The following is a 26,232-nucleotide window of genomic DNA, read 5'->3' on the forward strand; positions in this document are numbered from 1 at the left end:
ATGAACGGGTGACGGCTCGCTATTTGCGTGAGGAGCACCATATGTTCCGCGCGGCGTTTCGCAAGTTTTTGGAAAAAGAAGCGTACCCGCATTATAACGATTGGGAGAAGCGCGGCATCATTCCGCGTTCGTTTTGGGCGAAGATGGGCGAGAACGGCTTTCTTTGCCCGTGGGTCGATGAGAAGTATGGGGGTCTAAACGCCGATTTTGCCTACTCAGTCGTCATCAATGAAGAACTGGAAAAAGTCGGATCGAGCCTCGTCGGCATCGGCCTGCACAACGACATCGTCACGCCGTATATCGCATCGTACGGAACCGAGGAGCAAAAACAAAAATGGCTGCCAAAATGCGTCACCGGCGAGCTCATCACGGCGATCGCCATGACCGAGCCGGGGGCGGGTTCGGATTTGGCCAACATTTCGACAACGGCAGTAAAAGACGGTGACTACTACATCGTCAACGGACAAAAAACGTTTATCACGAACGGCATTCATGCCGACTTGGTCGTCGTCGCCTGCAAAACCGACCCGCAGGCAAAGCCGCCGCACCGCGGCATCAGCCTGCTCGTCGTGGAGCGGGATACGCCGGGGTTTACGCGCGGTCGGAAGCTCGAGAAAGTCGGGCTGCACGCCCAAGATACCGCCGAACTGTTTTTCCAAGATGCGAAAGTGCCGGCATATAATTTGCTCGGCGAGGAAGGAAAAGGTTTTTACTATTTGATGGAAAAGCTCCAGCAGGAGCGGCTCGTTGTCGCCATTGCCGCACAAACGGCGGCGGAAGTGATGTTTTCCTTGACGAAGCAATATGTCAAACAGCGCACGGCGTTCGGCAAACGGGTGAGCGAGTTTCAGACCGTCCAGTTCCGCCTTGCCGAGATGGCGACGGAAATCGCCCTTGGCCGCACGTTTGTCGACCGCGTTATTGAAGAGCATATGGCGGGAAAACAGATCGTCACGGAAGTGTCGATGGCGAAATGGTGGATTACCGAGATGGCAAAACGTGTCGCGGCCGAGGCGATGCAGCTGCACGGCGGTTATGGTTATATGGAAGAATATGAGATCGCCCGGCGCTATCGCGACATTCCCGTAAGCGCCATTTACGCTGGGACGAACGAGATGATGAAAACAATCATCGCCCGGCAGCTAGATTTGTAGAGAGAGGGAAAGATATGCTTCGTGGCATTGTAGTCGTTGATTTTTCCCATTACTTGCCGGGCCCATTTGCCAGCTGGCGGCTCGCCCAGCTCGGAGCAGAAGTCATCAAAATTGAGCCCCCATCCGGCGATCGGCTGCGCCCGTTCGCCGAGGGCCGGTTGTTTGCCGCCTATAACGCCGGCAAAAAAAGCATCGGGTTGGATTTAAAAACGGACGCGGGTCGCGAGCAAGCCCGGCGGCTCGCCGCCCGCGCCGATGTAGTGATCGAAAGCTTCCGCCCCGGGGTGATGGCGCGGCTTGGGCTCGGTTATGACGATATGTGCCGCATGAACGAACAAATCATCTATTGCTCGATCAGCGGCTTCGGTCAACAGAGCAGCCGCTCATTGCTTGGCAGCCATGATTTAAACTATATGGCGCTCTCCGGCTTGCTTGCGCAGCTGGCCGATGAACGCGGCCGCCCGGTTCATCCGAAGATCACGCTTGCCGATTTTATCGGCGGCATGGCGGCGGCCGAGCGCATTTTGGCTGCCCTCTTTGCACGCGAGCGAACCGGCAAAGGCGCCCATCTTGATGTTTCGCTTGTCGATGGCTTGGCAGCGATGATGGCTGGCCATTTTGCCATTGAACACGGCGGTGGGCCGAAGACCGGTCTTTCCGAGTTGTCTGGGGAGGTGGTGTGCTACCAGCTGTATGAGACAAAAGACGGCCGTTATATGAGTTTAGCGGCGCTCGAGCCGCACTTTTGGCAGCGGTTTTGCGAGGCGGTCGGCCATCCGGAATGGACGGAGGCGCAATGGGCGCCGGCGCGATCGGGGGAAGCCGTATATGACGAGCTCGCCGCCTTGTTCCGTGAAAAGACATTGGATGAGTGGAGCGCGTTCGCCGAAGCGGTCGACGTCTGCCTTGCCCCGGTGCTGGAGACGGGTGAGGCGAAGGCGCTGTTTGCTGACAGCCGGCTCCGCCATCTCGTTCGGCTGCAGCCGGGCGGCGCATGGACGGCCGCACATGGGCCGGACGGCCAATGGGGCGGCGGGGAGCCGCCTAAAGTCAATGAACATGCGCATTTGGTAAAGGGGGAGGAATGACCGATGATGAAAACACCGTTAAACATTTCCATGATGCTTGAGCGGGCGGAGTTGTTTTTCCCAAAAAAGCAAGTCGTTTCGCGCATGAAAGGAGGCGTCGTCCGCCATACATACAAGGAGATCGGCGAGCGGACGCGCAGGCTGTCAAGCGTGTTGAAGCGGCTCGGGGTGGAAGTCGGCGACCGCGTTGGCACGTTCGCTTGGAACCATCACCGCCATTTGGAAGCGTATTTTGCCATTCCCGGCATCGGGGCGGTGCTCCATACGATCAACATCCGCCTCTCGCCGCAGCATATCTCTTACATCATCAACCACGCCGATGACCGTGTGCTGCTGATCGATGATGATTTGCTGCCGGCCATTGAAGCGATCAAGGACGAGATCCCGAATGTCCGCGCTTTCATCATCATGACTGACGCCGACGAGCTGCCGGAAACAACGTTGTCGCCAGTGTACCATTACGAGAAACTGCTTGCTGAGGGCGACCCAGCGTTTCCGTTCTTCAAAGACCTCGATGAATACCAACCGGCTGGTATGTGTTATACGTCGGCGACAACGGGAAATCCAAAAGGAGTTGTGTATACCCACCGCAGCACCGTCTTGCACGCGATGGTGTTAGGGCTGGCTGATACGCAAGGGCTGTGCGAGCGCGATGTCGTCATGCCGGTCGTACCGATGTTCCATGTCAACGCGTGGGGGCTGCCGTTTGCCGCCACTTGGTTCGGTTCGACGATCGTCATGCCGGGACCGGCGTTTACGCCGAAAGTGCTTGCCGAGCTCATTGACTCCGAACGGGTGACGATCACCGCCGGCGTGCCGACGATTTGGCTCGGGCTGTTGCAAGAGTTGGAGAAAGGAAACTATGACGTCAGCAGCCTGACGCGTGTCATTTGCGGCGGTTCAGCCGCGCCGAAAGGGATCATCCGCGCGTTTGAAGAAAAATACGGCATTCCGTTCATTCACGCGTACGGCATGACGGAAACGAGCCCGCTTGTGCTCGTCTCGCGCCCGAAAAGTTATCAAGACGGGCTGTCGTACGAGGAGAAACTGGACATTCGCGCCAAGCAAGGGCTGCTTGCTCCAGGGCTTGAGATGAAAGTGATCGGCCAAAACGGGCCGGTTCGTTGGGACGGCCAGGAAATGGGCGAGCTTTGCCTGCGCGGGCCGTGGATCGCCGCCGAATATTACAACGATGAGCGCACGAAAGACTCGTTCCGCGACGGCTGGCTCCATACCGGCGATGTCGTCACCGTCGACGAAGAAGGGTTTGTGAAAATTGTCGACCGGACGAAGGATGTCATTAAAAGCGGCGGCGAATGGATTTCATCGGTTGATTTGGAGAATGCGCTCATGGCCCATGAGGCGGTGTTCGAAGCGGCGGTCGTCGCTGTGCCGCATCCGAAATGGCAAGAGCGCCCGATTGCCTGCGTCGTGCTGAAAGAAGGAAAACGCGTCACGAAAGAAGAGCTGTACGACTTTTTGCGCCCGCAATTTACAAAATGGTGGCTGCCGGATGACATTGTGTTTCTCGATGAAATTCCGAAAACGAGCGTCGGCAAGTTTTTAAAGCGGAAACTGCGCGATGAGATGGCGGCGCGCTATGCCGATGCGGCGAAGGAGTAAAGGAGGCGGACACCGTGGCAGAAACGATTGCGGTCATCGGCGCCGGGGTGATGGGAAGCGGCATCGCGCAAACGGCGGCGATGGCGGGAAAAACGGTGTATTTATATGACGTGTCCGAAGCGGCCTTGCAAAATGGGCTCGCTTCGGCGGAAAAAAGCTTGCGCCGCTTTGTCAAAACCGGCGGGCTGTCCGAGCCGGAAGCGCGAGCGGCGCTCGGGCGCATCCGCTCGACCGTCGATTTGGCCGAAGCGGTGCGCGGGGCGGATGTCGTCATCGAAGCCGTGCCGGAAAACTTGGCGCTGAAAAAAGACGTGTTTCAGCAGCTTGATCAATTGGCGAAGCCGGACGCCATTTTAGCGACCAACACATCCGAGCTGAGCGTCACGGCGCTTGCCGCCGCGACCAACCGGCCGGAGAACGTCATCGGCATGCATTGGTTCAATCCGGCGCCAGTGATGAAGTTGATCGAAATTGTGAAAGGTGAGACGACTTCCGACGACACAGTCGACGCCATCCGTCGGCTGTCTGTGGAGCTTGGCAAAGAAACGGTCGTCGTGAAAGACCGGCAAGGGTTTGTGACGACACGGGCGCTTGCCGCCCATATGATTGAATGCATCCGCATGTACGAAGAAGGAGTTGCTTCCGCTGAGGATATCGACAAAGCGGTGCGGCTTGGCCTCAATTATCCGATGGGGCCGCTGGAGCTGGCCGACATGGTCGGGCTTGATACGCTCTTGTTTGTGAGTGAAAACATGACGGAAGCATACGGCGACCGGTTCCGGGCGCCGCAGCTTTTGCGCAAGCTCGTTGAAGCCGGGCATTTAGGGCGGAAGACGGGGAAAGGGTTTTACACGTATTGAGCAGCGCTCGCCGTCCATCTGATGTCGCGCGCCAACAAGCGCTTAAAGAGCGCCCGCTTTCGCCCGTGTGGAAGCGCCCGAATAGGCAAGGCAACGAAGAAATCACGAAAGTAGAGCAAAAGGAGGAAGTTGCATGGTGCGTGAAGCGGTCATTGTCGAAGCGGTCAGGACGCCGGTCGGCAAGCGGAACGGCGTCTTCCGGGACGTTCATCCGGTCCATTTGGCTGCGGTGGTGCTCGATGAAGTCGTGCGCCGGGCCGGCATGGACAAAGGGGCGGTGGAAGACATCGTCATGGGCTGCGTGACGCCGATCGCCGAACAAGGATACAACATCGGCCGGCTCGCGGCGCTTGAGGCCGGATTCCCGGTCGAAGTGCCGGCCGTGCAAATCAACCGAATGTGCGGCTCGGGGCAGCAGGCGATTCATTTCGCCGCCCAGGAAATCCGCTCCGGCGATATGGATGTTACGATCGCCGCCGGAGTCGAAAGCATGACGAAAGTGCCGATTTTAAGCGATGGCAACGAACGGACGATTCCGCCGTCGCTGCATGAAAAATACGAATTCATCCACCAAGGCGTCTCGGCTGAGCGGATCGCCAAAAAATACGGCCTAACGCGCGAGGAGCTTGACGCCTACGCGTACGAAAGCCATCAACGCGCCTTGGCGGCCTTGCGCGAAGGGAAGTTTCGCGCGGAAATCGTCCCGGTGAAAGGGCTTGACCGCGATGGCCGCGAAATCCTTGTCACCGATGATGAAGGGCCGCGGGCCGACACATCGCCGGAAGCGCTCGCCGCGCTCAAGCCGGTGTTTCAAGAAGACGGCGTCATCACTGCCGGCAATGCGAGCCAAATGAGCGACGGGGCGGCCGCTGTTTTGCTGATGGAGCGGGAGGTGGCGAGGCGGCTTGGGCTCACACCGAAAGCGCGCATCGTCGCGCAGACGGTCGTCGGCTCCGACCCAACGTACATGCTCGATGGCGTCATCCCGGCGACGAGGCAAGTATTGAAAAAAGCCGGCCTCACGATCGACGACATCGACCTTATTGAAATCAATGAAGCGTTCGCCCCGGTCGTGCTCGCTTGGCAAAAGGAAATCGGCGCTCCGCTTGAGAAGGTGAATGTCAACGGCGGCGCCATTGCGCTTGGCCATCCGCTCGGCGCCACTGGTGCGAAGCTCATGACATCGCTCGTTCATGAACTGGAACGGCGCGGCGGCCGCTATGGGCTATTGACGATTTGCATCGGCCACGGGATGGCGACGGCCACGATCATCGAGCGGGAGTAAGAGCAACGCGCGGAAAAACATTTGTGTGACACACGCTCGACAGCGGTGGCGGCCGCTGTTTTATCTGTCATGACGAGAAAATAAAAATATGAGACGGAACTGGAGCGATGTGATAAGATGAAAGAAAAGCAAGTGAAAGGGGAAGCGCAGTGCAGAAGGAGAAGCCGTTTTACACGTATCGCGACATTGAAAATTGGGAAGGAAATTGGGAACTGATCGACGGTGTTCCCTATTTATTGGCGTCTCCGTCGTTTGAGCACCAGTATGTGGTCGGACAACTGCACCTTGCATTGGCTTCGTATTTTCAGGCGCGTGGCTGTCATGTCATTCTTGCCCCGTTTGATGTTCAGCTTGATCCTGAGGAGCCAGAACGGATGGCGAAAACGGTTGTTCAGCCGGATTTATCAGTTGTTTGTCGGGTTGAGCAAATCGGGAATCGGCGAATGAAAGGGGCTCCCGATCTCGTTGTGGAAGTGCTGTCACCAAGCACCGCCTTGCGTGATCGAAACCAGAAATACTATTTATACGAAAAATATGGTGTGCATGAATATTGGATTGTAGACCCCAGCAATCGAACGATCGAAGTGCTCAGCTGGCAAGATGGACGATTCGAGCAGCGAGCGGTTTTCGGGCCAAGCGATGAGTTGGTTTCTTTTTGGCAACCGGATTTGACGGTTTCGCTCGCCCCCGTGTTTCCTCCGGAAGAAAGCGATGTGTAGCTGATGGAGAACAACCTTGTTTGGCTGCCATCTCTGGAAATAACGGCTTCGCTTTTGGTGTCAGCAGCAGAAAGAAGAAAGCAAAGGGGATCGATGTCATGAAGCAAGCCTTTCTCGCTTCCTTCTATTTATCCCTTGCCGCTGGCATTTGGGGCGGGATGTATGTGGTGAGCAAATACGTGTTGGACTACATTCCGCCGTTTACGCTCGTCTGGCTGCGCTACGCCGTCGCCTTGATCGTGCTGGGCGCCGTCGCCGTGGCGAAACGCGAGCGCCCCCCAAAGAACGGGCGTGACTGGGGAATGATTATCACGGTCGGGATCATCGGCTACGTCGTTTCCATTTCCTTGCAGTTTGTCGGCACAAAATGGTCGAACGCCCATACCGCTTCCCTCATCACCGCCTCGACCCCGGCGTTTGTCGTTTTGTTTGCCCGCTGGCTGCTTGGTGAGGCGCTCACATGGCGGAAAATGGCTGCGCTGCTACTGGCGACAGCGGGTGTCATCGTCATCGTCGGCCTCGGGGGCAGCGAGGAGTCGACGTTCGCCGGAAATATAGCGTTAGTCGGCGCGGCAGTGACATGGGCGCTGTTGTCGGTGCTGGTGAAAATGGCGTCGGCTCGCCTGTCCGTGTTTTCGGTCACTACGTATGCCATTTTTGTGGCATTCATTGGCATGACCCCGATGATGCTCGCCGAAGGGCCGGGGCTTGCTGCGAGCCATTGGAGTGTTCCCGTCGCCCTTGGGGTGTTGTATCTTGGCGTTGTATCGACAGCGGGAGCATTTTTTCTTTGGAACAAAGGGATGGAAATGATCGATGCCGGCGTCGGCTCGCTCTTTTTCTTTTTCCAGCCGCTCGTCGGCTCGCTCTTTGGCTGGCTGTTTTTACAAGAGCAACTTGATGTCTCGTTTTGGCTCGGCGGGGCGCTCATTGTTGCCGGAGTGGCCGTGGCGGTGCGAAGCGGGCAAAGTGCGTAAGGAATGCAGCGGCAAATGAAATGACCGGTAAAAAAGAAAAATGGTAAAGCTTTGAATTGCATCTATATAGGTTGTAATAAAGAATTTCCGACCTCCATGTCCCGTCTTTACTTTATCACCTAACAAGCTGGCACGGTGACAAGAAGAGCGAACAATGCCATCAACTTATATATTATCAAAGCGAGGAGCCGTCTCTCTTTTCGTACGAATCAATTTTGCCGTTTGATCATGGCTCGCCCGCTGTTTCCCCAACCGCCCGGCGCGGCAGCTTCCAACCGTATGTGTAGGACAAAATGCGCAAAGCGGCGACGGCGATAAACAGCATATACAGCTCTACGGGCGAATCCGTCCATTTCAACCCGACGGCAAGGCCGGCCAAAATCGCCCAGGCGGCGTAAATCTCCGCATGCAGCACGAGCGGCTTCCGTCCGGCGAGCACATCGCGGATGATGCCGCCGCCGCTGCCGGTCAACACCGCGGCGACGATGACCGCACTTAACGGATGCCCCATTTTCGCCGCATACAGCGCTCCTTGAATGGCGAACGCCGACAGCCCGAGGGCGTCAAAAAAGTTGCCCCACCGCTTCCACGGCGGAAGCATTTGCTTTGGGAACAAATACACAACTGTCATGGCCGCCAAAGCGACAAGAAAGAGCGGCTCTTGTTCCCATAACGCCGACACGGGAACCCCGATCAGCAAATTGCGCACCGCCCCGCCGCCAAAGGCGGTGACGATTCCCAAAATGTACACCCCAAGCAAATCGTACTCCTCTTCCATCGCGACGATCGCCCCGCTAATGGCAAAGGCGATCGTGCCGATGATGCTCAATACTTCCCACGTCATTCTTGCTGTTCCTTTCCGTGCGTTGTTCTTGTATCATTGTAGAGGCAAAAGCGGCGGAAAATCAATCATTTTTTTGGAACGAACTAGCAGACCGATGATGGGATTTGGTATCATGAACGTAGAGAACATGTTCGCCGCGAGGAAAGGAAGGGGGATGCCATGACCCGTGAACAAGCCATTATCGTCGGCTGTCAGCTGGCTGGTGTAGACGACGGACGGTTCCGCTATTCGATGGAAGAGCTCGCGTCGCTCGTGGCGACGGCAAACGGCGAAGTGGTTGCCGAACTGGCGCAAAAACGCGAAGCGCCGCATCCGGCGACGTATATCGGCAAAGGAAAAACGGAAGAGCTCGCCGCCCTTGTCAAGGAGCTCGAACCGGATCTTGTCGTTTTCAACAGCGAGCTTTCCCCAAGCCAGGCGCGCAATTTGACAAACCTGCTTGGCGAGGTGAAAGTCCTTGACCGGACGCAGCTCATTTTAGACATTTTTGCCCAGCGCGCCCGCTCAAAAGAAGGAAAGCTGCAAGTCGAGCTCGCCCAGCTCGAATATATGCTGCCGCGCCTTAGCGGCCAAGGGGAGGCGCTGTCTCGCTTGGGCGGCGGCATCGGCACGCGCGGGCCGGGGGAGACGAAGCTTGAGACCGACCGCCGCCATATTCGCCGCCGCATTGACGACATTAAAGCGGAACTGCGGCGCGTCGCCGAGCACCGCGGGCGGTACCGCGAGCGCCGGCAAAAAAACCGAGCCTTTCAAGTGGCGCTCGTCGGCTATACGAACGCCGGCAAGTCGACGATTTTCAACCGGCTGACCGCCGCCGATTCGTTCGAGGAAAACTTGCTGTTTGCCACGCTTGATCCGCTGACGCGCAAATGCGTCTTGCCATGCGGCTATACGGTGCTTGTCACCGATACGGTCGGGTTCATTCAAGACTTGCCGACGACGCTTATCGCCGCATTCCGCTCGACGCTCGAGGAAGTGACGGAAGCCGATTTGTTGCTTCACGTCGTCGATTCGTCTCATCCGGATTACGTTGCGCACGAGCGAACGGTGTTGCGGCTGCTCACTGAATTAGGGGCTTCTTCCATTCCGATGGCCACGGTGTACAATAAAAGCGATCAAAAAGCGTCGGAATTCATTCCGACAACGACTGCTTCCATCATGATCAGCGCGCTTTCCGCGGCTGACATTGACCGGCTTCGTTATTTTCTTGAAGAAGCGGTGAAACAGCAGATGGTTCATTATGACGTATCGATCCCGAGCGGGGAAGGAAAACTGCTCGCCCAGCTAAAATCGGACACCATTTTGCACGAATGGCATTATAATGAACAGGGGGGCACGTACGACTGTCAAGGGTACGTGCTGCCAGCGCACCCCTTGTATGGGGAATTGCAATCATTCCAACGGTAGAAAGGGTTCATCGATGTTTTGGACACAATGGAAACATGGGGAAATGATCGCTGCACTCGTTGAGGAAGTCGAACGGCAAATTGCGCCGATCCATCGGCGCATCGACCGGATTGTCGATGCGAACCAATATCGCGTGCTCGACAGTTTCCGCCGCCACCAAGTGAGCGACGGGCATTTCATTCCGTCGACCGGGTATGGCTATGACGATATCGGTCGCGATACGCTTGACCGCATTTACGCCGACGTATTCGGGGCGGAAGCGGGGCTTGTGCGCCCGCAAATCATCTCCGGCACGCACGCGATTGCCATCGCTTTGTTCGGCGTTTTGCGCCCGGGCGATGAACTGCTTTACATCACCGGCGCTCCGTACGATACGCTTGAGGAAATCGTTGGCATCCGCGGCCGCGGCGTCGGCTCGCTGAAAGAGTTCGGCATCCGCTACCGGAGCGTGCCGCTGGCGGAGGACGGTTCCGTTGACTTTCAAGCCGTTCGCGGCGCGCTCCACGAGCGGACGAAAATGATCGGCATTCAGCGCTCGCGCGGTTATGCGACACGTCCGTCGTTTACGGTGGATGAAATCGCGGAAATGATCGCTTTTGTCAAAGCGATTAAACCCGACGTCGTCGTGTTTGTCGACAACTGCTACGGCGAGTTTGTGGAGGAGAAAGAGCCGTGCCATGTCGGCGCCGACTTGATGGCTGGCTCGCTCATTAAAAACCCGGGCGGGGGCTTGGCGAAAACGGGCGGCTATATTGTCGGAAAGCAAAAATACGTCGAAGCATGCGCTTACCGGATGACCTCGCCGGGCATCGGAGCGGAAGTCGGTCCGTCACTGTATGCGTTGCCGGAGATGTACCAAGGGTTTTTCCTCGCCCCTCACATTGTCGGCCAGGCGCTCAAAGGAGCGGTGTTTACGGCGGCGATGCTCGAGCGCATCGGGCTTTCGACATCGCCGTCGTGGAAGGAGAAGCGCACGGACCTTGTGCAATCGGTCCGCTTTGACGATCCAGAACAAATGGTTGCTTTTTGTCAAGCCATCCAAGCCGCTTCTCCAGTCAACGCCCATTTTACCCCGCACCCAAGCGAGATGCCGGGCTATGAAGACAAAGTCATCATGGCGGCCGGCACGTTCGTGCAGGGCGCGAGCATCGAGCTGACGGCAGACGGGCCGCTGCGGCCCCCATATGTCGCCTACGTGCAAGGCGGGCTGACGTATTCACACGTCAAAATCGCCATTTGTTCAGCCGTCCACCGTCTGCTTGAGCAACAGCTCATTTGTTTGTGAGAAAATATGACGCATCATTGACTGTTTTCTTGACATTATGGTAAAATGAAGGTATCAAAAGCGAGGAGGAATTGGCATGAGCAGTCATATTCGTCGTTCCATGCCATTGTTTCCGATTGGGATCGTGATGCAGCTGACTGACTTATCCGCCCGCCAAATCCGCTATTACGAAGAGCACGGCCTCGTCACGCCGGCGCGCACCGAGGGCAACCGGCGGCTGTTTTCACTCAACGACATCGACCGTTTGCTCGAGATTAAAGACTTGATTGACCAAGGCGTAAACCTCGCCGGCATCAAGCAAATTTTCGCCGCCCGGCAAGAAGGGCGCCATGAGCAGCCGGAAAAGGTCGAAAAAGTGGGGAAACCGAAGCTGTCGGACGAAGAACTGCGCGAAATTTTGCGGAATGAATTGCTGCAGGCCGGACGGTTTCAGCGCGCATCGCTTCGCCAAGGAGATCTCGCTCGCTTCTTTCACTAAGGATTGAGAAATGATTTCGGAGCCGGGGGAGGAGTTTCAATCATGGCAAAATATACGCGCGAAGACATTATGCGCATCGTCAAAGAAGAAAACGTCAAGTACATTCGCCTGCAATTCACCGATATTTTGGGGACGATCAAAAACGTCGAAATCCCGATCAGCCAACTTGAGAAAGCGCTCAATAATAAAATGATGTTTGACGGGTCTTCGATCGAGGGGTTTGTCCGCATCGAAGAATCGGACATGTATTTGTATCCGGATTTGGACACGTTTGTCATCTTCCCGTGGACATCGGAAAAAGGAAAAGTCGCCCGCTTTATTTGCGACATTTACAATGCGGACGGCACGCCGTTTGAAGGCTGCCCGCGCTACAATTTAAAGCGCGTGTTGAAAGAGATGGAAGCGCTCGGCTTTACGGCGTTCAACTTGGGAGCGGAACCGGAGTTTTTCCTCTTTAAGCTCGATGAAAATGGCCGTCCGACGATGGAACTGAACGACCGCGGCGGCTACTTCGACTTGGCGCCGACCGACTTAGGGGAAAACTGCCGGCGCGATATCGTGCTTGAGCTTGAGGAGATGGGCTTTGAAATTGAAGCGTCGCACCATGAAGTTGCCCCGGGCCAGCACGAGATCGATTTTAAATACGCCCATGCCATCAAAGCGTGCGACGACATTCAAACGTTTAAACTCGTTGTCAAAACGATCGCCCGCAAACATGGGCTGCATGCGACGTTTATGCCGAAGCCGATTTTTGGGATTAACGGTTCGGGAATGCACTGCAACTTGTCGCTGTTTCGCAACAACGAAAACGCCTTTTTTGATCCGAACGGCGATTTGCAGTTGAGCGATACGGCCCGGCAGTTTATTGCCGGCGTGTTGAAGCATGCGCCGAACTTTACAGCTGTCACCAACCCGACGGTCAACTCGTACAAGCGGCTTGTTCCGGGGTACGAGGCGCCATGTTATGTCGCCTGGTCGGCGCGCAACCGCAGCCCGCTCATCCGCATTCCGGCTTCGCGCGGCATGAGCACGCGCATTGAAGTGCGCAGCGTCGATCCGGCGGCGAACCCGTACTTGGCGATGGCCGTGCTGTTGGCGGCCGGGCTTGACGGCATTCGCAACAAGCTCACTCCTCCGGCGCCGGTTGACCGAAACATTTACGTCATGACGAAAGAAGAGCGGCTTGAAGAAGGCATTGTCGATTTGCCGGCCACGCTCATCGAAGCGCTCGACAATTTAAAATCGGACGAGGTGATCGTTCAAGCGCTCGGCAAACATTTGTTTGAGCACTTCGTCGAGGCGAAAGAAATCGAGTGGGATATGTACCGGACGACGGTTCATCAATGGGAATTGGATCAATATATGGAACTGTATTAAACATGAAAAAAGCTGTCCAAGTGGGGACAGCTTTTTTTGTCGTTATGATGGCCGGCTGGGCTGCAGCGTGAGAGCGACAGCGCAGCCCCTTCTGCCGGTCAGTCAATCAGGCGATACACGCCGATCACTTTGCCAAGAATGGTGCAGTCGCGAACGATGATCGGCTCAAGGTGGGCGTTTTCCGGCTGCAGGCGGATATGGTCCTTTTCTTTGAAAAACCGCTTCACTGTCGCCTCATTCTCTTCCGTCATGGCGACGACGATGTCGCCGTTGTTGGCCGATGACTGCTGGCGGACGATGACGTAGTCGCCGTCTAAAATGCCGGCTTCGATCATGCTGTCGCCCATCACTTCAAGCATAAACAGCTGCTCCTCCCCGGCGGCGAGCCGCTTCGGCAGCGGAAAATAATCCTCGATGTTTTCGACCGCGGTGATCGGCTGGCCGGCTGTCACTTTGCCGATGATCGGCACGGAAATGATCTCCTCTTTTTTCCCCGCTGTTTCCGCATCGCTGTCCAAAATTTCAATGGCGCGCGGCTTGGTTGGGTCGCGGCGAATGTATCCTTTGCTCTCCAGGCGCGCAAGGTGGCCGTGAACAGTGGAGCTCGACGCCAGACCGACCGCTTCCCCAATCTCCCGGACGGATGGGGGGTAGCCTTTCGTTTTCACTTCGTGCTTAATAAACTCTAAAATTTGCTGCTGCCGTTTGGACAGTTTTGTCATCCTTTTTCACACCTCTTGCCACATCATTTGTTTTTATTATAGCACGGAGCAGATGAAAAAACAAACATAAGTTCGAGTTTTTTTGTTGACACAAACAAGTGTTCCTGATTATAATTAAAGAAAAAAGCGAACAAACATTCTAGGTGGGGTGGAGAATATGAAAAAAGGGTTGATGCACTATGTCGTTTTTTCCGTCTTGCTCGCCCTGATGCTGGCTGCATTCGTTTACGCCGGCGATCCGGTCGATCCGAACGAATACATGACCGTAACGGTGGCTTCCGGCGACACGCTTTGGGGGTTGGCGAGGCAGTATGAAGAGGAGCATGGACTGACGCCGGGCGAGTTTATCCGCTGGGTGGTGGAGGTAAACCATCTGTCGGGCCCGCGCCTTACAGCAGGGGAACAAATCGTCATTCCTGTGTTAAAATCAAAGCATGGCGGCTCATTGGCCGTCAACCGGTGACAGAAGGAAGGGATGGCCATGAAGGCAGTCATTTACTGCCGCGTCAGCACGGACAAAGCGGAGCAGGAAACGTCGCTGGCCAGGCAGCGGGCCGAGCTCGAGAAGCTGGCGGCCGACTGTGGCTTTGAAGTTGTCAAGGTGATTGCCGAACAGGCGAGCGGCTATGAAGCCGACCGCGACGGCGTGTTGGAGCTGTTGTCGCTTTGCGAAGAACATCAAGTTGATGCTTTGCTCATTCAAGATGAAACGCGGCTCGGGCGCGGCCACGCGCGCATGGCGGTGCTGCATTGCCTGAAAAAGAGGGGCGTGAAAATTTACAGCGCCAGCCATCGCGGGGAGATGCCGCTGTCAGAGGCCGATGAAATGGTGCTGTCGATCATCGCCATTGTCGAAGAGTATCAGCGGAAAATACATAACGCCAAAATTCGCCGCGGCATGCGGCGGGCTGTCGAGCGCGGCTACCGGCCGGACCGGAACTTGACGCGGCGCGGCGAGAACGCCGGGCGCGACCGGGTCGAGCTGCCGGTTGAAGAAATCGTCCGCCTGCGCGGGCACGGCTTAACGTTTGCGGAGATCGCCGCCACGCTCCGAAGCTTCGGTTACGAGGCGTCCAAAGCGACCGTCCATCGCCGCTACCAAGAATATATGGACGGGCAGCAGGAGCGGCATTGACCATATGATGCGTCCGTCCGTCGAGCGACGGACGGCAAACGAAGGCGGGCGAGCGCCATCGTTGCCATCTTCCCGTTTCATCGGATAAGATAAAACAAAACGATACCATGGCAGATAGGGGAAGATGACTCATGCTTGCCAAACATAAATTAGCCCGCATTAATGAACTGGCGAAAAAAGCGAAAACCGGCGGCTTGTCGGCCGAGGAGACGCTGGAACAGGCGAAGCTGCGCCGGGAATACATTCAAGCGTTCCGCAAGGCGATGACCGATATGCTTCATACGGTGACGGTCATCGACCCAAACGGCCACGACGTGACGCCGCAAAAATTGAAGGAAAGTCAGCGGCGGCGCCTCCATTAAACGGTCGGAAGAGGGGCCCGGAAAATAACGTTGTACAAGCCGTTCGATTTTCTATATGATAGTAGATGACACCATGTTGATGAAAGGGAGGAAAACAATGGCGCATTCGATCGAAGAATTAGCGATTACCACCATTCGAACGCTGTCGATTGACGCGATCGAAAAAGCGAAATCCGGGCACCCGGGCATGCCGATGGGCGCGGCCCCGATGGCGTATACGCTCTGGACGAAATTTATGAACCATAATCCAGCGAATCCCAACTGGTTTAACCGCGACCGGTTTGTTTTGTCCGCTGGGCACGGGTCGATGCTGCTTTACAGCCTGCTTCATCTAAGCGGCTACGATGTCACGATGGACGACTTGAAACAGTTCCGCCAATGGGGAAGCAAAACGCCGGGGCATCCGGAATACGGCCATACGCCAGGGGTGGAGGCAACGACCGGCCCGCTCGGCCAAGGGATCGCGATGGCGGTCGGCATGGCGATGGCGGAACGGCATTTGGCTGCTACATACAACCGCGACGGGTTTGAGATCATCAATCATTATACGTACGCCATTTGCGGCGACGGCGATTTGATGGAAGGAGTGGCGAGCGAAGCGGCGTCACTCGCCGGCCACTTGAAGCTCGGCCGCTTGATCGTTCTGTATGATTCGAACGACATTTCCCTTGACGGGGAGCTCAACCTGTCGTTCTCGGAAAACGTCGCCCAACGTTTCCAAGCGTACGGCTGGCAATATTTGCGCGTCGACGATGGCAACAACATCGAAGAAATCGCCAAAGCGCTCGAGGAGGCGCGGGCGGACCTTGACCGGCCGACGCTCATCGAAGTGAAAACGACGATCGGCTATGGCGCGCCAAATAAAGCGGGCACGTCCGGCGTCCACGGCGCTCCGCTCGGCGCCCAAGAGGCGAAGCTGACGAAGGAAGCGTACCGCTGGACGTTTTCCGAAGATTTCTACGTGCCGGATGAAGTGTACGCTCATTTCCGGGAAACGGTGCAAGAGGCCGGTGCGAAAAAAGAAGCGGAGTGGAATGAGCGCTTCGCTGCTTACGAGCGGGCGCATCCGGAATTGGCCGCCCAGCTGAAGCAGGCGATCGAAGGCAAGCTTCCGGATGGCTGGGAGGCGGCGCTGCCGGTGTATGAAGCGGGCAAAAGCTTGGCGACCCGCTCGTCATCCGGGGAAGTGATCAACGCCATTGCCAAAGCGGTGCCGCAGCTGTTCGGCGGTTCGGCTGACCTAGCAAGCTCGAACAAAACGCTTATCAAAGGCGGCGGCAACTTCTTGCCGGACAGCTATGAAGGGCGCAACATTTGGTTTGGCGTGCGCGAGTTTGCCATGGGCGCGGCGTTAAACGGCATGGCGCTTCATGGCGGAGTGAAAGTGTTCGGCGGCACGTTCTTCGTGTTCTCTGACTATTTGCGTCCGGCGATTCGGCTGGCGGCGCTCATGGGCTTGCCGGTCATCTACGTCTTGACGCACGACAGCATCGCCGTCGGGGAAGACGGCCCGACGCACGAGCCGATCGAACATCTCGCTTCGCTTCGGGCGATGCCGAACTTGTCAGTCATCCGGCCGGCTGACGCGAACGAAACGGCGGCCGCCTGGCGGCTGGCGCTCGAGTCGACGGACAAGCCGACCGCACTCGTCTTGACGCGTCAAGATGTGCCGACATTGCCGACAACCGCTCAGTTGGCGTATGAAGGCGTGAAAAAAGGCGCGTACGTCGTTTCACCGGCGAAAAACGGCGCTCCGGAGGCGCTGCTGTTGGCGACCGGTTCGGAGGTGAGCTTGGCGGTGAAAGCGCAGGAAGCGCTCGCCGCCGATGGCATCGACGTCGCTGTTGTCAGCATGCCATCGTGGGACCGCTTCGAAGCGCAGCCAAAATCGTACCGCGATGAAGTGCTTCCGCCGGCCGTGACGAAGCGGCTCGCCATTGAAATGGGCGCGTCGCTCGGTTGGGAGCGCTACGTCGGCGCCGAGGGCGACATTTTGGCCATCGACCGATTCGGCGCTTCTGCTCCAGGAGAGAAAATTATGGCGGAATATGGATTTACCGTTGACAACGTCGTCCGCCGCGTGAAAGCATTGCTCGGCAAGTAATCGGGAAAGCTGCCCTTGCGTTGTTGCAGGGGCAGCTTGTTTTTGGGAAAGATGGCTGCACCTTGGTCACGTATTTTCGGGGGGAATCGAGAATCAAAGGCTTGCTCGTGACGTGTTGGCCTGTTTGCGGCCGCATGGCCACCGCAAACAAAAATCGACAATGTTAGTGAAAAAACTTGCCGTTAATAGACATATTTTTCCCCTTTCCTTTTCTATAATAGAAAATAGATGAACAGAAATGGGGGATGGGGCATGGTCCGCTATTGGATTTATTTGTTGAATGACGATGTGGCGTCGCATTACCGCCATCGGGCAGAAAAAATTGTCGAACTGCTTCGTGAGCATCAATACGCGAAAGCGCCGCTGAAGGCGATTTGCCGCAAGCAAGTCGAATTTATCACCGAACGGCTGTCATTTTCGCGCCTGGAACTTGGCTTAAAGCAATATTTTGCCGGCCGCGTCGGCAAAAATTTGGAGCGCAATATGTTTGTTTTGCAAAACGACGCCGGCGAGGAAGCGTTGCTTGTCGTGCAAAAGCGCCGCTTGCTTCTTGTCGCTGACAGCGCGCCGCTTGCCGCGGACATCGGGCGGGCGCTCGCTCGGCTTTCGCCGACGTTTTTGGCGGTCGACGCTGATTTTGCCGACTACTATTGGTTGTCTGCGCCGGCGCAAGGAAGAAAATTTGCGTAATGAAAAGATTTTTGTCGCGAAATATTGTCTAATGACGCATCGTTTAGTACACTGTTAGGGAGACAACAAGAAGGAGGAAAAGCGCTGTATGTGGGGTACGATTCTCGTTGGTGTGCTGGCGCTCATCGCCGGTATGGCGATCGGGTTTTTCATCGCCCGCAAAACGATGATCAATTATTTAAAGAAAAACCCGCCGATCAATGAACAAATGATTCGCATGATGATGATGCAAATGGGCATGACCCCGTCGCAAAAGAAAATCAATCAAATGATGAAAATGATGAACAATCAACTGAAATAAGCAAAACAGACACTCGATCGAGAGTGTCTTTTTATTTTGCCAAAATGTTCTTTCAAAATTTTTCTAGTTTTGTTACAATAATATGGCGATTGTTCGTCAGCCAAATGAAAGGAGGGCGGGCCTTATGCGCGTGTTTCGCGATTTGTTTTGGTTTTTCCGTCAAGAAAAGAAGGCGTATATCACCGGCATTTTCGTGCTTGTCATCGTGGCGTTTTTGGAGACAGTCCCGCCGAAAGTGATCGGCTTGTTGGTCGATCATATGAAAAACGGCACGATGACAAAAGAAGTGCTCATCCGCTGGATCGCCGTCCTCGCCGCCGTTGCGGCGGCGCTTTACGGGCTCCGCTACGCTTGGCGCATTTTCATTTTCGGTTCGGCGGTCAAGCTTGCCCGCCAGCTGCGCAACGAGCTGTATCAGCATTTTACGAACATGTCGCCGTCGTTTTACCAGCGGAAGCGGATCGGCGATTTAATGGCCCATGCGACCAATGATTTGCAGGCGATTCAACAAACGGCGGGAAGCGGCATCTTAACGCTCGTCGACTCGGTGACGCTCGGCGGGTTTGTCCTGGCGACGATGGCGATATCGATCAGCTGGAAGCTGACGTTGATCAGCCTGCTGCCGCTGCCGGTGATGGCATGGGCGACAAGCCGGTATGGGGCGATGCTGCATGAACGGTTTTTAACGGCGCAAGCGGCGTTTTCGTCGCTGAACGACAAGGTGCAGGAAAGCGTCAACGGCATCCGCGTCATCAAGGCGTTCGGCTATGAGGAACACGATGTCGAGGCGTTTCGCCGTCAATCGGAAGACGTCGTGGCGAAAAACGTTGCCGTCGCCAAAATTGACGCCTTGTTTGATCCGACGATCGGGCTGCTTGTTGGGCTGTCATTTTTTCTCGCTGTGGCGTTTGGCAGCCAAATGGTTTTGGCGGGCGAATTGACGATCGGCGAGCTTGTGTCGTTTACGACCTACCTTGGCCTGCTTATTTGGCCGATGTTGGCGTTCGGCTGGCTGTTTAACATTGTTGAGCGAGGGCGTGCTTCGTACGACCGGGTGCGGGCGCTGTTGGCTGAACAAGATGAAATCAACGAACGTCCGGATGCCCTTCACATCGCTCCGCAAGGCGACATTGAGTATGATGTTCGTCAATTTGCCTATCCGGGGGAGGCGAAGCCGGCGCTTCGGGGCATTCGTTTTCAGCTCAAGCGTGGGGCGACGCTTGGCGTCGTCGGCAAAACGGGGGCGGGAAAAACGACGTTGCTTCGCCTGCTGCTGCGCGAGTTTGACGGCTATGACGGCGAGATTCGCTTCGGCGGCCGCGACATCCGCGATTATACGCTTTTCGCGCTCCGTTCGGCGATCGGCTACGTGCCGCAAGACCATTTCTTGTTTTCTGCCTCCATCCGCGACAACATCGCCTTTGCCAAGCCGGAAGCCGGAGAGGACGAGGTCGTACGGGCGGCGCGGCTGGCCGACATTCATGATGACATTTTGCAGTTTCCCGACGGGTATGAGACAGTCATCGGCGAGCGCGGAGTTTCCCTATCCGGCGGGCAAAAACAGCGGCTGTCCATCGCCCGGGCGCTTCTCATTGACCCAGAAGTGCTCATTTTTGATGACGCGTTGTCGGCTGTGGATGCGAAGACCGAGGCGCGGATTTTAGCGGCGCTCAAACAGGAGCGGCGCGGAAAAACGACGATCATCGCCGCTCATCGTTTAAGCGCGGTTGAGCATGCCGATTGGATTCTCGTCCTTGACGGGGGACGAATTGTGCAGGCCGGAACGCACGAGCAGCTGATGACAGAAGACGGCTGGTATCGTGACATGCACCGGCGCCAACAGCTTGAGGCGCTTGCGGAGTAACAACAGACCTGAACGTTCGAGCTCCCGCCAAAAACGAGCGGAGCGAAAAGCTTGAAAATACAAGTTGTTTGTGGAATAGGGGGAAGTGGATGAACGACCGATGGTTGACAACAAAAGAGCAGCGGCGCGTTTTATGGCGGCTGCTCGCTTATATGGGAAGATACAAAAAAGAAACTGCGCTTGCGTTTGCGCTTCTTCTGTTGGCAACGGCCGGGGAGCTTTCCGGCCCGTATTTGGTGAAAGTGTTCATTGATGACTATTTGGTGCCGGGCCGCCTCGCTTTTGGACCGGTGGCGGCGCTGGCCGCCGCCTATCTCGGCGTGCTCGTCTTGAAAACGATCATTTCCTACTTCCAGCTTGTCGAGTTTCAGCGGCTCGCTTTGTACGTCATTCAAGCGCTGCGGATGGATGTGTTTGCGAAAGTGCACCGGCTCGGGATGAGCTATTTTGACCGGACGCCGGGCGGAAGCATCGTTTCGCGGGTGACGAACGATACAGAAGCGATCAAGGACATGTTCATCAGCGTCCTAGCGGCCTTTGTGCAAAACGGCTTGTTTGTCATCGGCGTGTTTGTCGCTATGTTTTCGCTTGATGCTAAGCTTGCGTTGTTTTGCCTGTTCATCCTCCCGGCGATCGCGTTCATCATGCACACATACCGCCGCTACAGCTCAGTGTTTTATCAAGAGATGCGCGAACGGCTGAGCGAACTGAACGCCAAATTGAACGAATCGCTGCAAGGAATGGCCGTCATTCAAGCGTTCCGCCAGCAGCGCCGTTTATATCAAGAGTTTGCCGCCGTCAATGAAGCGCATTACAAGGCGGGGATGAAAAACATCCACCTTGATGGACTGCTGCTTCGACCGGCGATCGATGTGGTGTATATGTTGTCGATCATGGTCGTGCTCAGCTTTTTTGGCATCACGGCGCTTGATGGCCCAGTTGAGATCGGAGTGCTGTATGCGTTTGTCAACTATTTGGAGCGCTTTTTCGAACCGGTGACGCAAATGATGATGCGCCTGTCTCTTTACCAGCAGGCGATCGTTTCCGCCTCTCGCGTGTTTGCCCTTCTTGATCATCAAGAAGAGGCGCCGGCCAATCCAAATCGGTCGCCGCATGTGATCGAGCGCGGGGAAATCGAATTTCGGGATGTCAGCTTTTCCTACGACGGCAAACGGGATGTGCTGAAACGGCTGTCGTTTGTCATCCGTCCAGGTCAGACGGTCGCGTTTGTCGGCCATACCGGCAGCGGCAAAAGTTCGATCATCAACTTGCTCATGCGCTTTTATGAGTTTGACCGCGGCGATATTTTGCTTGACGGCCGGTCGATCCGCGATTACTCGCGCGCCGAGCTGCGCCGCCGCCTCGGCCTTGTCTTGCAAGATCCGTTTTTGTTTTACGGGACGGTCAAAGAGAACATTCGCATGTATAATCAGGAACTGGACGACGAAGCCATTAAGGAGGCCGCTCGGCTCGTGCAGGCCGATGCGTTTATTGAGCAATTGCCCGGCGGCTACGACCATGTGCTCGCCGAGCGCGGGGCGACGTTATCAAGCGGTCAGCGCCAGCTTCTTTCCTTTGCTCGCACGATCGCTGCTGATCCGAAAATTTTGGTGCTCGATGAGGCGACCGCCCATATTGACACCGAAACAGAGGAAGCGATTCAAGATGCGCTCATGCGCATGCGAAAAGGGCGGACGACGATCGCCATCGCCCACCGTCTATCAACGATTCAAGACGCTGATCAAATTTTCGTCCTCCACCGCGGCGAAATCATCGAGCGCGGTACGCATCAGCAACTGCTGGCGCAAAAAGGGCTTTACTACCAAATGTACTTGCTGCAAAACGGCCTCGTCGACGTCCATGCGTAAATGGCGGCGTTTTGCCGCCCCTGCTTGGAACAAAAAGAAGAAAGCGCCATGTCCCGCCTAGCGGGAGGCGCTTTGCTTTCGCCGCTTGGTTTGTTCGCGTTGATAGGCATTGAGCAACGTGTCAAGTTCTTTGCTGATTTTCATGGCCGCCGCCGAGTTTAACCCCGTTTTGGCCACCGTGTCGACAAGCTCCATCCGCTTTTGTTCAATCAAGGTCAACAATTTGCATTTCGGCACGAATCGACCGTCCTTTGCTTGAAGTATTGTGTATGGTGCTTTATACTATTTTATCAGTGAACGCAAAAATGGAAAATAGAAAAATTGACCAGGAACAATGAGAAACACGTTACGGGAAGAAGGAATTCTGCTAAAATAAAAAGTAAAAAAGCAGGGGCTGGTTCACCAATGAATGATCTCAATCTATTTTTAGCGTTCGGCGCCGGGTTTTTGTCGTTTATTTCTCCGTGCTGCTTGCCGCTTTATCCGGCGTTTTTATCGTATATCACCGGCGTGTCGGTCAGCGAGCTGAAAGAGGAAAACGCAATGCTGAACCGCCGCAGCTTATGGCATACGCTTTGCTTTTTGCTCGGCTTCTCGCTCATTTTTATCTCGCTTGGCTTTGGCACCTCGCTGCTTGGAAGGCTGTTTGTTGATTATCAAGATGCGATCCGGCAAATCGGCGCGGTCGTGATCGTTGCTCTCGGCCTCGTCGTCGCCGGGTTGTGGAAGCCGGCGTTTTTGCTGAAAGACCGGCGCATTTCGTTTCGTGAACGGCCATCGGGATATGTCGGCTCTGTGCTGATTGGCATGGCGTTTGCTGCCGGTTGGACGCCGTGCATGGGGCCGATTTTGGTGGCGGTTGTCGCTCTAGCCGCAACCAACCCGGGCTCAGGAATGGTGTATATGCTTGCTTATACGCTCGGATTTGCCGTTCCGTTTTTCATTTTGTCGTTTTTTATCGGCAAGTTGCAATGGATTCGCCGCCATAGCGCGTCCATCATGAAGGTGGGCGGCTATGTCATGGTGGCGATGGGCGTCGTTTTGTACTTTGACTGGATGACAAAGCTGATTGCTTACACAACAAGCCTGTTTGGCGGATTTACCGGCTTTTAGCGGCAATGGAGCCGCCCTTTGTGCGGCTGTTGTTGGAGGAATATCGTTGAGGAGAGGGCGATGGAAAGATGGCTGCCATTTTAATTGCTGATGATGCGAAGTTTATGCGGGTAACGCTGGCCCGCATACTAGAAAAAGCGGATCACACTGTAGCCGGTGAGGCGGAAAACGGCAAAGAGGCGGTGGAGCTGTATCGCCGGCTGCGCCCCGATCTTGTCATCATGGACATTACGATGCCGGTCATGAATGGGATTGAAGCGGTGCGGGCGATTAAGGAGATCGATCCGGGGGCGAAAATCATCATCTGCTCGGCGCTCGGGCAGCAGCGTATGGTCGTTGAGGCCATTGAAGCCGGAGCGGCCGATTTCATCGTCAAGCCGTTTGAAGAAACCCGCGTGCTCGAGGCGATTGCCCGTCTTTTGTAAGCGAGCTTCGGCTCCGTACGCCAAGGAAGGCGCCGCTTATGACCGCCGGAAGACAGCTGGCTGCGTTTCTTTTAGCCGGCGAGAGGGGATGAGGCGAGTGCGATGTTTGACGAAGGCGGGGGCGGCTCGAGAGGACGGTAGGCAAGCGGAGCGGTTTTTGCTATAATAGCGTTGTCCGTGAATTTTGACGGAAGAAGGTGATGGCTTTGGCGTTCATTACATCGCTCATCGCCGTTGTGATGGCGTTTCTCATCTTTTTTGTGCGCATGAAGGCGTCGGAAAAGCCGACGAATGCCAAAAAAATTATTTTGCCGCCGCTGTTTATGAGCACCGGGGCGCTGATGTTCATCGATCCGGTTTTTCGCGTTACGCGCGGGGAACTGATCGAGGCGGTCATTCTTGGCCTGTTTTTCTCGCTGTTTCTCATTAAAACGTCGAAATTTGAAATCCGGGGCAATGATATTTATTTGAAACGCTCAAAATCCTTTATTTGGATTTTGCTCGGGTTGATTGTCATACGTCTTGGTTTGAAAACGTATTTAGGACGAACGATCGACTACCGCCAGTTAAGCGGCATGTTTTATTTGCTCGCGTTTTCGATGATCGTCCCATGGCGGATTGCGATGTACGTTTCGTATAGAAAGCTGGCGGCGCAGCTGAAACCGCCGGTGCTGACATAAAGAGCTGTCCCGCTGATGGACAGCTTCCTTTTTTGTTGCTCGAAGCCGCTTCACTTCGCTTCCTTGGAATGTTTCGCAGACGGAGGAGATGAAGTCGTCTGTCCCGGCCGAAAAAGCTGCTTGTTTGGGCCGCTTTTTTCATGCTGAAACAGACGAGAAAGCCGCCGGCCAGCCTTAGGATGAAAGGCGGAACGTCAGCGGCTTTCCAGTAAATGTTGATAAGGGGCGAGATCGATGTCTTTCGCCTGCAATGTCCGGATCAAAAATTTATGGTCACGCTTCGGTGTTGCCATGATATAGCCGCGGATCAACAAGTCGCGCGTGATGCGCGGCGCCTGCTCCTTCAAGGCAAGCTCGCCGATTTTGCCGGCGATCTTTTGCCGCGCGACGTCGCGGAACAATTCCGGCACAGGGCGAACCAATTCCTCAAGCAGCGCCTTTTCTTCTTCCCCCCATAAATGGCGGGTTTGTTCAATGTAATATTCCTGCCAGTCGAGCTCCGATTTTCCATCTTCTTTTGGCAGCCGCTTCAAAAACTTGCGGAACATGAAAAAGCCGCCGATCGACATCATGACAAGCAAAAAGACGACCCAAAGCAAAATAAACCAAAGAAACCACCCGGTCAGCACGATCCCCACCCCAATGCGTTGATTCGATGTTTTTCAAGATCCCCCACATTTTGATGTTGCTTCCAACGGCGCTGTGCCGCAGTTTCGTCTATTATTATGTCGAAAAGATCGCAGTTTGGCAAGTTTCAAACGACGGCTTGTTACGAAGCGTAACGCAACTGTAATGCAACTGTAAAAAAGCTTGTCCCGCCTTACAGCGCCAATGGATTGAAAGCTGTCGGCTACTTTATATGGAAAAGATATACAGTGACGTTCCCGCCTTTGCCTGCTAATCTAGTAAACAAAGAAAAAAGCCAAAAGGCAATGATGAGGAGGATGCGCAGAGTGAAAAAGACGATTGCAGCGCTCGCGATCACTTGCTGTATGGCGTTAAGCTCCCATGGGCTGTCAGCGGAAGCGGCTGGCTCGTATACATACTATCAAGTGAAAAAAGGCGATACGTTGTCAAAGATTGCCAAACTATATCATACTTCGGTTGCTTCGTTAAAATCGTTAAACGGGTTGAAAAGCGATGTGATTTATGCCGGCAAAAAGCTGAAAGTGCCGGCCGCTGCGAAGCAGTCGGCTTCGGCGCCAGCCAAGAAGAAATCGATCTCCTTGAGCGCCGCTGATCGGAAATTGCTCGCTCAGTTGGTGCAGGCGGAAACTGGTTCGAGCGAGCCGTTTGCCGGCAAGGTGGAAGTGGCGCTTGTGGTTTTAAACCGCACAAAGCATCCGGAGTTTCCAAAGACAGTGCGCGGCGTCATTTATCAAAAGACGAAATCCGGCTACGCGTTTGTACCGGTCAAAACGGGGAAATTGATCCGCATTCAGCCGACCAAGCAAGATTACGAGGCGGTTGACAAGGCGCTGGCCTTGTTCCCGAGCGATCGCCGCGGCTCGCTTTATTTCTACAATCCGAAAATCACAAAAGACAAATGGATGTTGTCGCGTCCGGTGACGATTCGCATCGGGCATCACGTCTTTACGAGATAAAGGGTCCGGCTTCAAGGAGCGTTGCCTTCGAGTGAAGCACAACATACATAGGCGGTAAGGAAGAGAGCGTTTTCCCGCTTTGGGAGACGCTCTCTTTTTCTGCGAAAATCGCTTGTCGGTGAGCCGTAGTTTTCATGCCGAAGTGAGGACGACCATTTCCTCATGGATCTTTTCCGTGAAAATCCCCACCACTTGGTGAGTGCGGTATACGCTCCTGATCCGTGAGGGTATACTGAAAATGGCCAAAAAAGGCAATAGGAAAGCAGA

The 26,232-nt window shown here is 55.3% G+C and carries 27 protein-coding genes; 23 read left to right on the forward strand and 4 right to left on the reverse strand.

Translation table 11 applies throughout. The features are described from left to right. The first annotated feature begins 8 nt into the window (after window positions 1-8). The 7 genes from CV945_RS00820 to CV945_RS00850 all read left to right on the forward strand — a co-directional run bounded on the left by CV945_RS00820 (window position 9) and on the right by CV945_RS00850 (window position 7,706). Window positions 9-1,154, forward strand: coding sequence for an acyl-CoA dehydrogenase family protein (locus CV945_RS00820; protein ID WP_100658926.1), 1,146 nt, complete (start codon window positions 9-11; stop codon window positions 1,152-1,154). A gap of 14 nt (window positions 1,155-1,168) precedes the next feature. Continuing rightward, window positions 1,169-2,242 carry a CaiB/BaiF CoA transferase family protein gene (locus tag CV945_RS00825; protein WP_011230816.1) on the forward strand — a complete coding sequence of 358 codons (1,074 nt, stop codon included), beginning with the start codon at window positions 1,169-1,171 and terminating at the stop codon, window positions 2,240-2,242. Between the two features lie 3 nt (window positions 2,243-2,245). Continuing rightward, entirely contained in the window at window positions 2,246-3,865 is a 1,620-nt protein-coding gene (locus CV945_RS00830; protein ID WP_033010139.1) for a long-chain fatty acid--CoA ligase, read from the forward strand. A 14-nt stretch (window positions 3,866-3,879) separates the two neighbouring features. Further along, complete coding sequence (locus CV945_RS00835; protein ID WP_014195501.1) at window positions 3,880-4,725, forward strand: 3-hydroxyacyl-CoA dehydrogenase family protein; 846 nt, start codon at window positions 3,880-3,882, stop codon at window positions 4,723-4,725. Between the two features lie 133 nt (window positions 4,726-4,858). Beyond that, the gene (locus tag CV945_RS00840; protein ID WP_198518471.1) at window positions 4,859-6,010 is read left to right on the forward strand and encodes a thiolase family protein; all 1,152 of its coding nucleotides are present in this window, start codon (window positions 4,859-4,861) and stop codon (window positions 6,008-6,010) included. A gap of 149 nt (window positions 6,011-6,159) precedes the next feature. Next, window positions 6,160-6,729 carry a Uma2 family endonuclease gene (locus tag CV945_RS00845; RefSeq protein ID WP_047757754.1) on the forward strand — a complete coding sequence of 190 codons (570 nt, stop codon included), beginning with the start codon at window positions 6,160-6,162 and terminating at the stop codon, window positions 6,727-6,729. A gap of 98 nt (window positions 6,730-6,827) precedes the next feature. Further along, window positions 6,828-7,706 carry a DMT family transporter gene (locus CV945_RS00850; protein WP_100658927.1) on the forward strand — a complete coding sequence of 293 codons (879 nt, stop codon included), beginning with the start codon at window positions 6,828-6,830 and terminating at the stop codon, window positions 7,704-7,706. Between the two features lie 226 nt (window positions 7,707-7,932). Here the strand turns inward: CV945_RS00850 and CV945_RS00855 are convergent, their stop codons facing one another. Next, window positions 7,933-8,550, reverse strand: a complete 618-nt coding sequence (locus CV945_RS00855) for a trimeric intracellular cation channel family protein (RefSeq protein ID WP_100658928.1) — start codon at window positions 8,548-8,550, stop codon at window positions 7,933-7,935. Between the two features lie 159 nt (window positions 8,551-8,709). On the opposite strand from CV945_RS00855, the gene hflX reads away from it, so the two are divergent. The 4 genes from hflX to glnA all read left to right on the forward strand — a co-directional run bounded on the left by hflX (window position 8,710) and on the right by glnA (window position 13,097). Next, complete coding sequence (hflX, locus tag CV945_RS00865) at window positions 8,710-9,957, forward strand: GTPase HflX (RefSeq protein ID WP_033010132.1); 1,248 nt, start codon at window positions 8,710-8,712, stop codon at window positions 9,955-9,957. Between the two features lie 13 nt (window positions 9,958-9,970). Next, the gene (locus CV945_RS00870) at window positions 9,971-11,242 is read left to right on the forward strand and encodes a methionine gamma-lyase family protein (protein WP_047818179.1); all 1,272 of its coding nucleotides are present in this window, start codon (window positions 9,971-9,973) and stop codon (window positions 11,240-11,242) included. A gap of 76 nt (window positions 11,243-11,318) precedes the next feature. Next, a complete protein-coding gene (locus tag CV945_RS00875) occupies window positions 11,319-11,720 on the forward strand; it encodes a MerR family transcriptional regulator (protein ID WP_044744148.1) in 402 nt (133 codons plus the stop codon). A 42-nt stretch (window positions 11,721-11,762) separates the two neighbouring features. Then, the gene (gene glnA / locus CV945_RS00880; RefSeq protein ID WP_033010129.1) at window positions 11,763-13,097 is read left to right on the forward strand and encodes a type I glutamate--ammonia ligase; all 1,335 of its coding nucleotides are present in this window, start codon (window positions 11,763-11,765) and stop codon (window positions 13,095-13,097) included. 98 nt (window positions 13,098-13,195) lie between these two features. On the opposite strand, the gene lexA is transcribed toward glnA, so the two are convergent. Then, window positions 13,196-13,819 (reverse strand): transcriptional repressor LexA, encoded by a 624-nt coding sequence (gene lexA, locus CV945_RS00885; protein WP_100658929.1) that lies wholly within the window; start codon window positions 13,817-13,819, stop codon window positions 13,196-13,198. Window positions 13,820-13,976: 157 nt separating this feature from the next. On the opposite strand from lexA, the gene yneA reads away from it, so the two are divergent. The 8 genes from yneA to CV945_RS00925 all read left to right on the forward strand — a co-directional run bounded on the left by yneA (window position 13,977) and on the right by CV945_RS00925 (window position 22,143). Continuing rightward, window positions 13,977-14,282, forward strand: a complete 306-nt coding sequence (gene yneA, locus CV945_RS00890) for a cell division suppressor protein YneA (RefSeq protein WP_047818180.1) — start codon at window positions 13,977-13,979, stop codon at window positions 14,280-14,282. Between the two features lie 18 nt (window positions 14,283-14,300). Then, complete coding sequence (locus CV945_RS00895; protein ID WP_033010334.1) at window positions 14,301-14,954, forward strand: YneB family resolvase-like protein; 654 nt, start codon at window positions 14,301-14,303, stop codon at window positions 14,952-14,954. A gap of 131 nt (window positions 14,955-15,085) precedes the next feature. Further along, window positions 15,086-15,316 carry a DUF896 domain-containing protein gene (locus CV945_RS00900; protein WP_100658930.1) on the forward strand — a complete coding sequence of 77 codons (231 nt, stop codon included), beginning with the start codon at window positions 15,086-15,088 and terminating at the stop codon, window positions 15,314-15,316. Between the two features lie 97 nt (window positions 15,317-15,413). Further along, window positions 15,414-17,420, forward strand: a complete 2,007-nt coding sequence (tkt, locus tag CV945_RS00905) for a transketolase (protein ID WP_100658931.1) — start codon at window positions 15,414-15,416, stop codon at window positions 17,418-17,420. Between the two features lie 252 nt (window positions 17,421-17,672). Beyond that, a complete protein-coding gene (gene sirA, locus CV945_RS00910; protein ID WP_100658932.1) occupies window positions 17,673-18,110 on the forward strand; it encodes a sporulation inhibitor of replication protein SirA in 438 nt (145 codons plus the stop codon). Between the two features lie 88 nt (window positions 18,111-18,198). Then, on the forward strand, window positions 18,199-18,411 hold the full coding sequence (locus tag CV945_RS00915) for a YneF family protein (protein ID WP_063330732.1): 213 nt from the start codon (window positions 18,199-18,201) through the stop codon (window positions 18,409-18,411). Between the two features lie 124 nt (window positions 18,412-18,535). Next, a complete protein-coding gene (locus tag CV945_RS00920) occupies window positions 18,536-20,275 on the forward strand; it encodes an ABC transporter transmembrane domain-containing protein (RefSeq protein ID WP_100658933.1) in 1,740 nt (579 codons plus the stop codon). Between the two features lie 89 nt (window positions 20,276-20,364). Next, on the forward strand, window positions 20,365-22,143 hold the full coding sequence (locus CV945_RS00925; RefSeq protein ID WP_011230835.1) for an ABC transporter ATP-binding protein: 1,779 nt from the start codon (window positions 20,365-20,367) through the stop codon (window positions 22,141-22,143). Between the two features lie 57 nt (window positions 22,144-22,200). Here CV945_RS00925 and CV945_RS00930 read toward each other — a convergent pair whose 3' ends face one another. Next, window positions 22,201-22,380, reverse strand: coding sequence for an aspartyl-phosphate phosphatase Spo0E family protein (locus tag CV945_RS00930; protein ID WP_011230836.1), 180 nt, complete (start codon window positions 22,378-22,380; stop codon window positions 22,201-22,203). Window positions 22,381-22,548: 168 nt separating this feature from the next. Here CV945_RS00930 and CV945_RS00935 point away from each other — a divergent pair, with 168 nt between their 5' ends. From CV945_RS00935 to CV945_RS00945, 3 genes are all read left to right on the forward strand, one after another. After that, window positions 22,549-23,256, forward strand: coding sequence for a cytochrome c biogenesis CcdA family protein (locus tag CV945_RS00935; RefSeq protein WP_100658934.1), 708 nt, complete (start codon window positions 22,549-22,551; stop codon window positions 23,254-23,256). A 68-nt stretch (window positions 23,257-23,324) separates the two neighbouring features. Continuing rightward, complete coding sequence (locus CV945_RS00940; protein WP_100658935.1) at window positions 23,325-23,681, forward strand: response regulator; 357 nt, start codon at window positions 23,325-23,327, stop codon at window positions 23,679-23,681. Window positions 23,682-23,881: 200 nt separating this feature from the next. Beyond that, window positions 23,882-24,361, forward strand: coding sequence for a CcdC family protein (locus tag CV945_RS00945; RefSeq protein ID WP_369806423.1), 480 nt, complete (start codon window positions 23,882-23,884; stop codon window positions 24,359-24,361). 194 nt (window positions 24,362-24,555) lie between these two features. Here CV945_RS00945 and CV945_RS00950 read toward each other — a convergent pair whose 3' ends face one another. Next, entirely contained in the window at window positions 24,556-24,990 is a 435-nt protein-coding gene (locus tag CV945_RS00950; protein ID WP_100658940.1) for a DUF2621 domain-containing protein, read from the reverse strand. Window positions 24,991-25,296: 306 nt separating this feature from the next. Between CV945_RS00950 and CV945_RS00955 the strand changes: the two genes are divergently transcribed. Further along, complete coding sequence (locus CV945_RS00955) at window positions 25,297-25,965, forward strand: cell wall hydrolase (RefSeq protein WP_198518472.1); 669 nt, start codon at window positions 25,297-25,299, stop codon at window positions 25,963-25,965. Window positions 25,966-26,232: the final 267 nt, after the last annotated feature.

The organism is Geobacillus sp. Manikaran-105, assembly GCF_002809955.1.
Lineage (GTDB): Bacteria > Bacillota > Bacilli > Bacillales > Anoxybacillaceae > Geobacillus > Geobacillus thermophilus.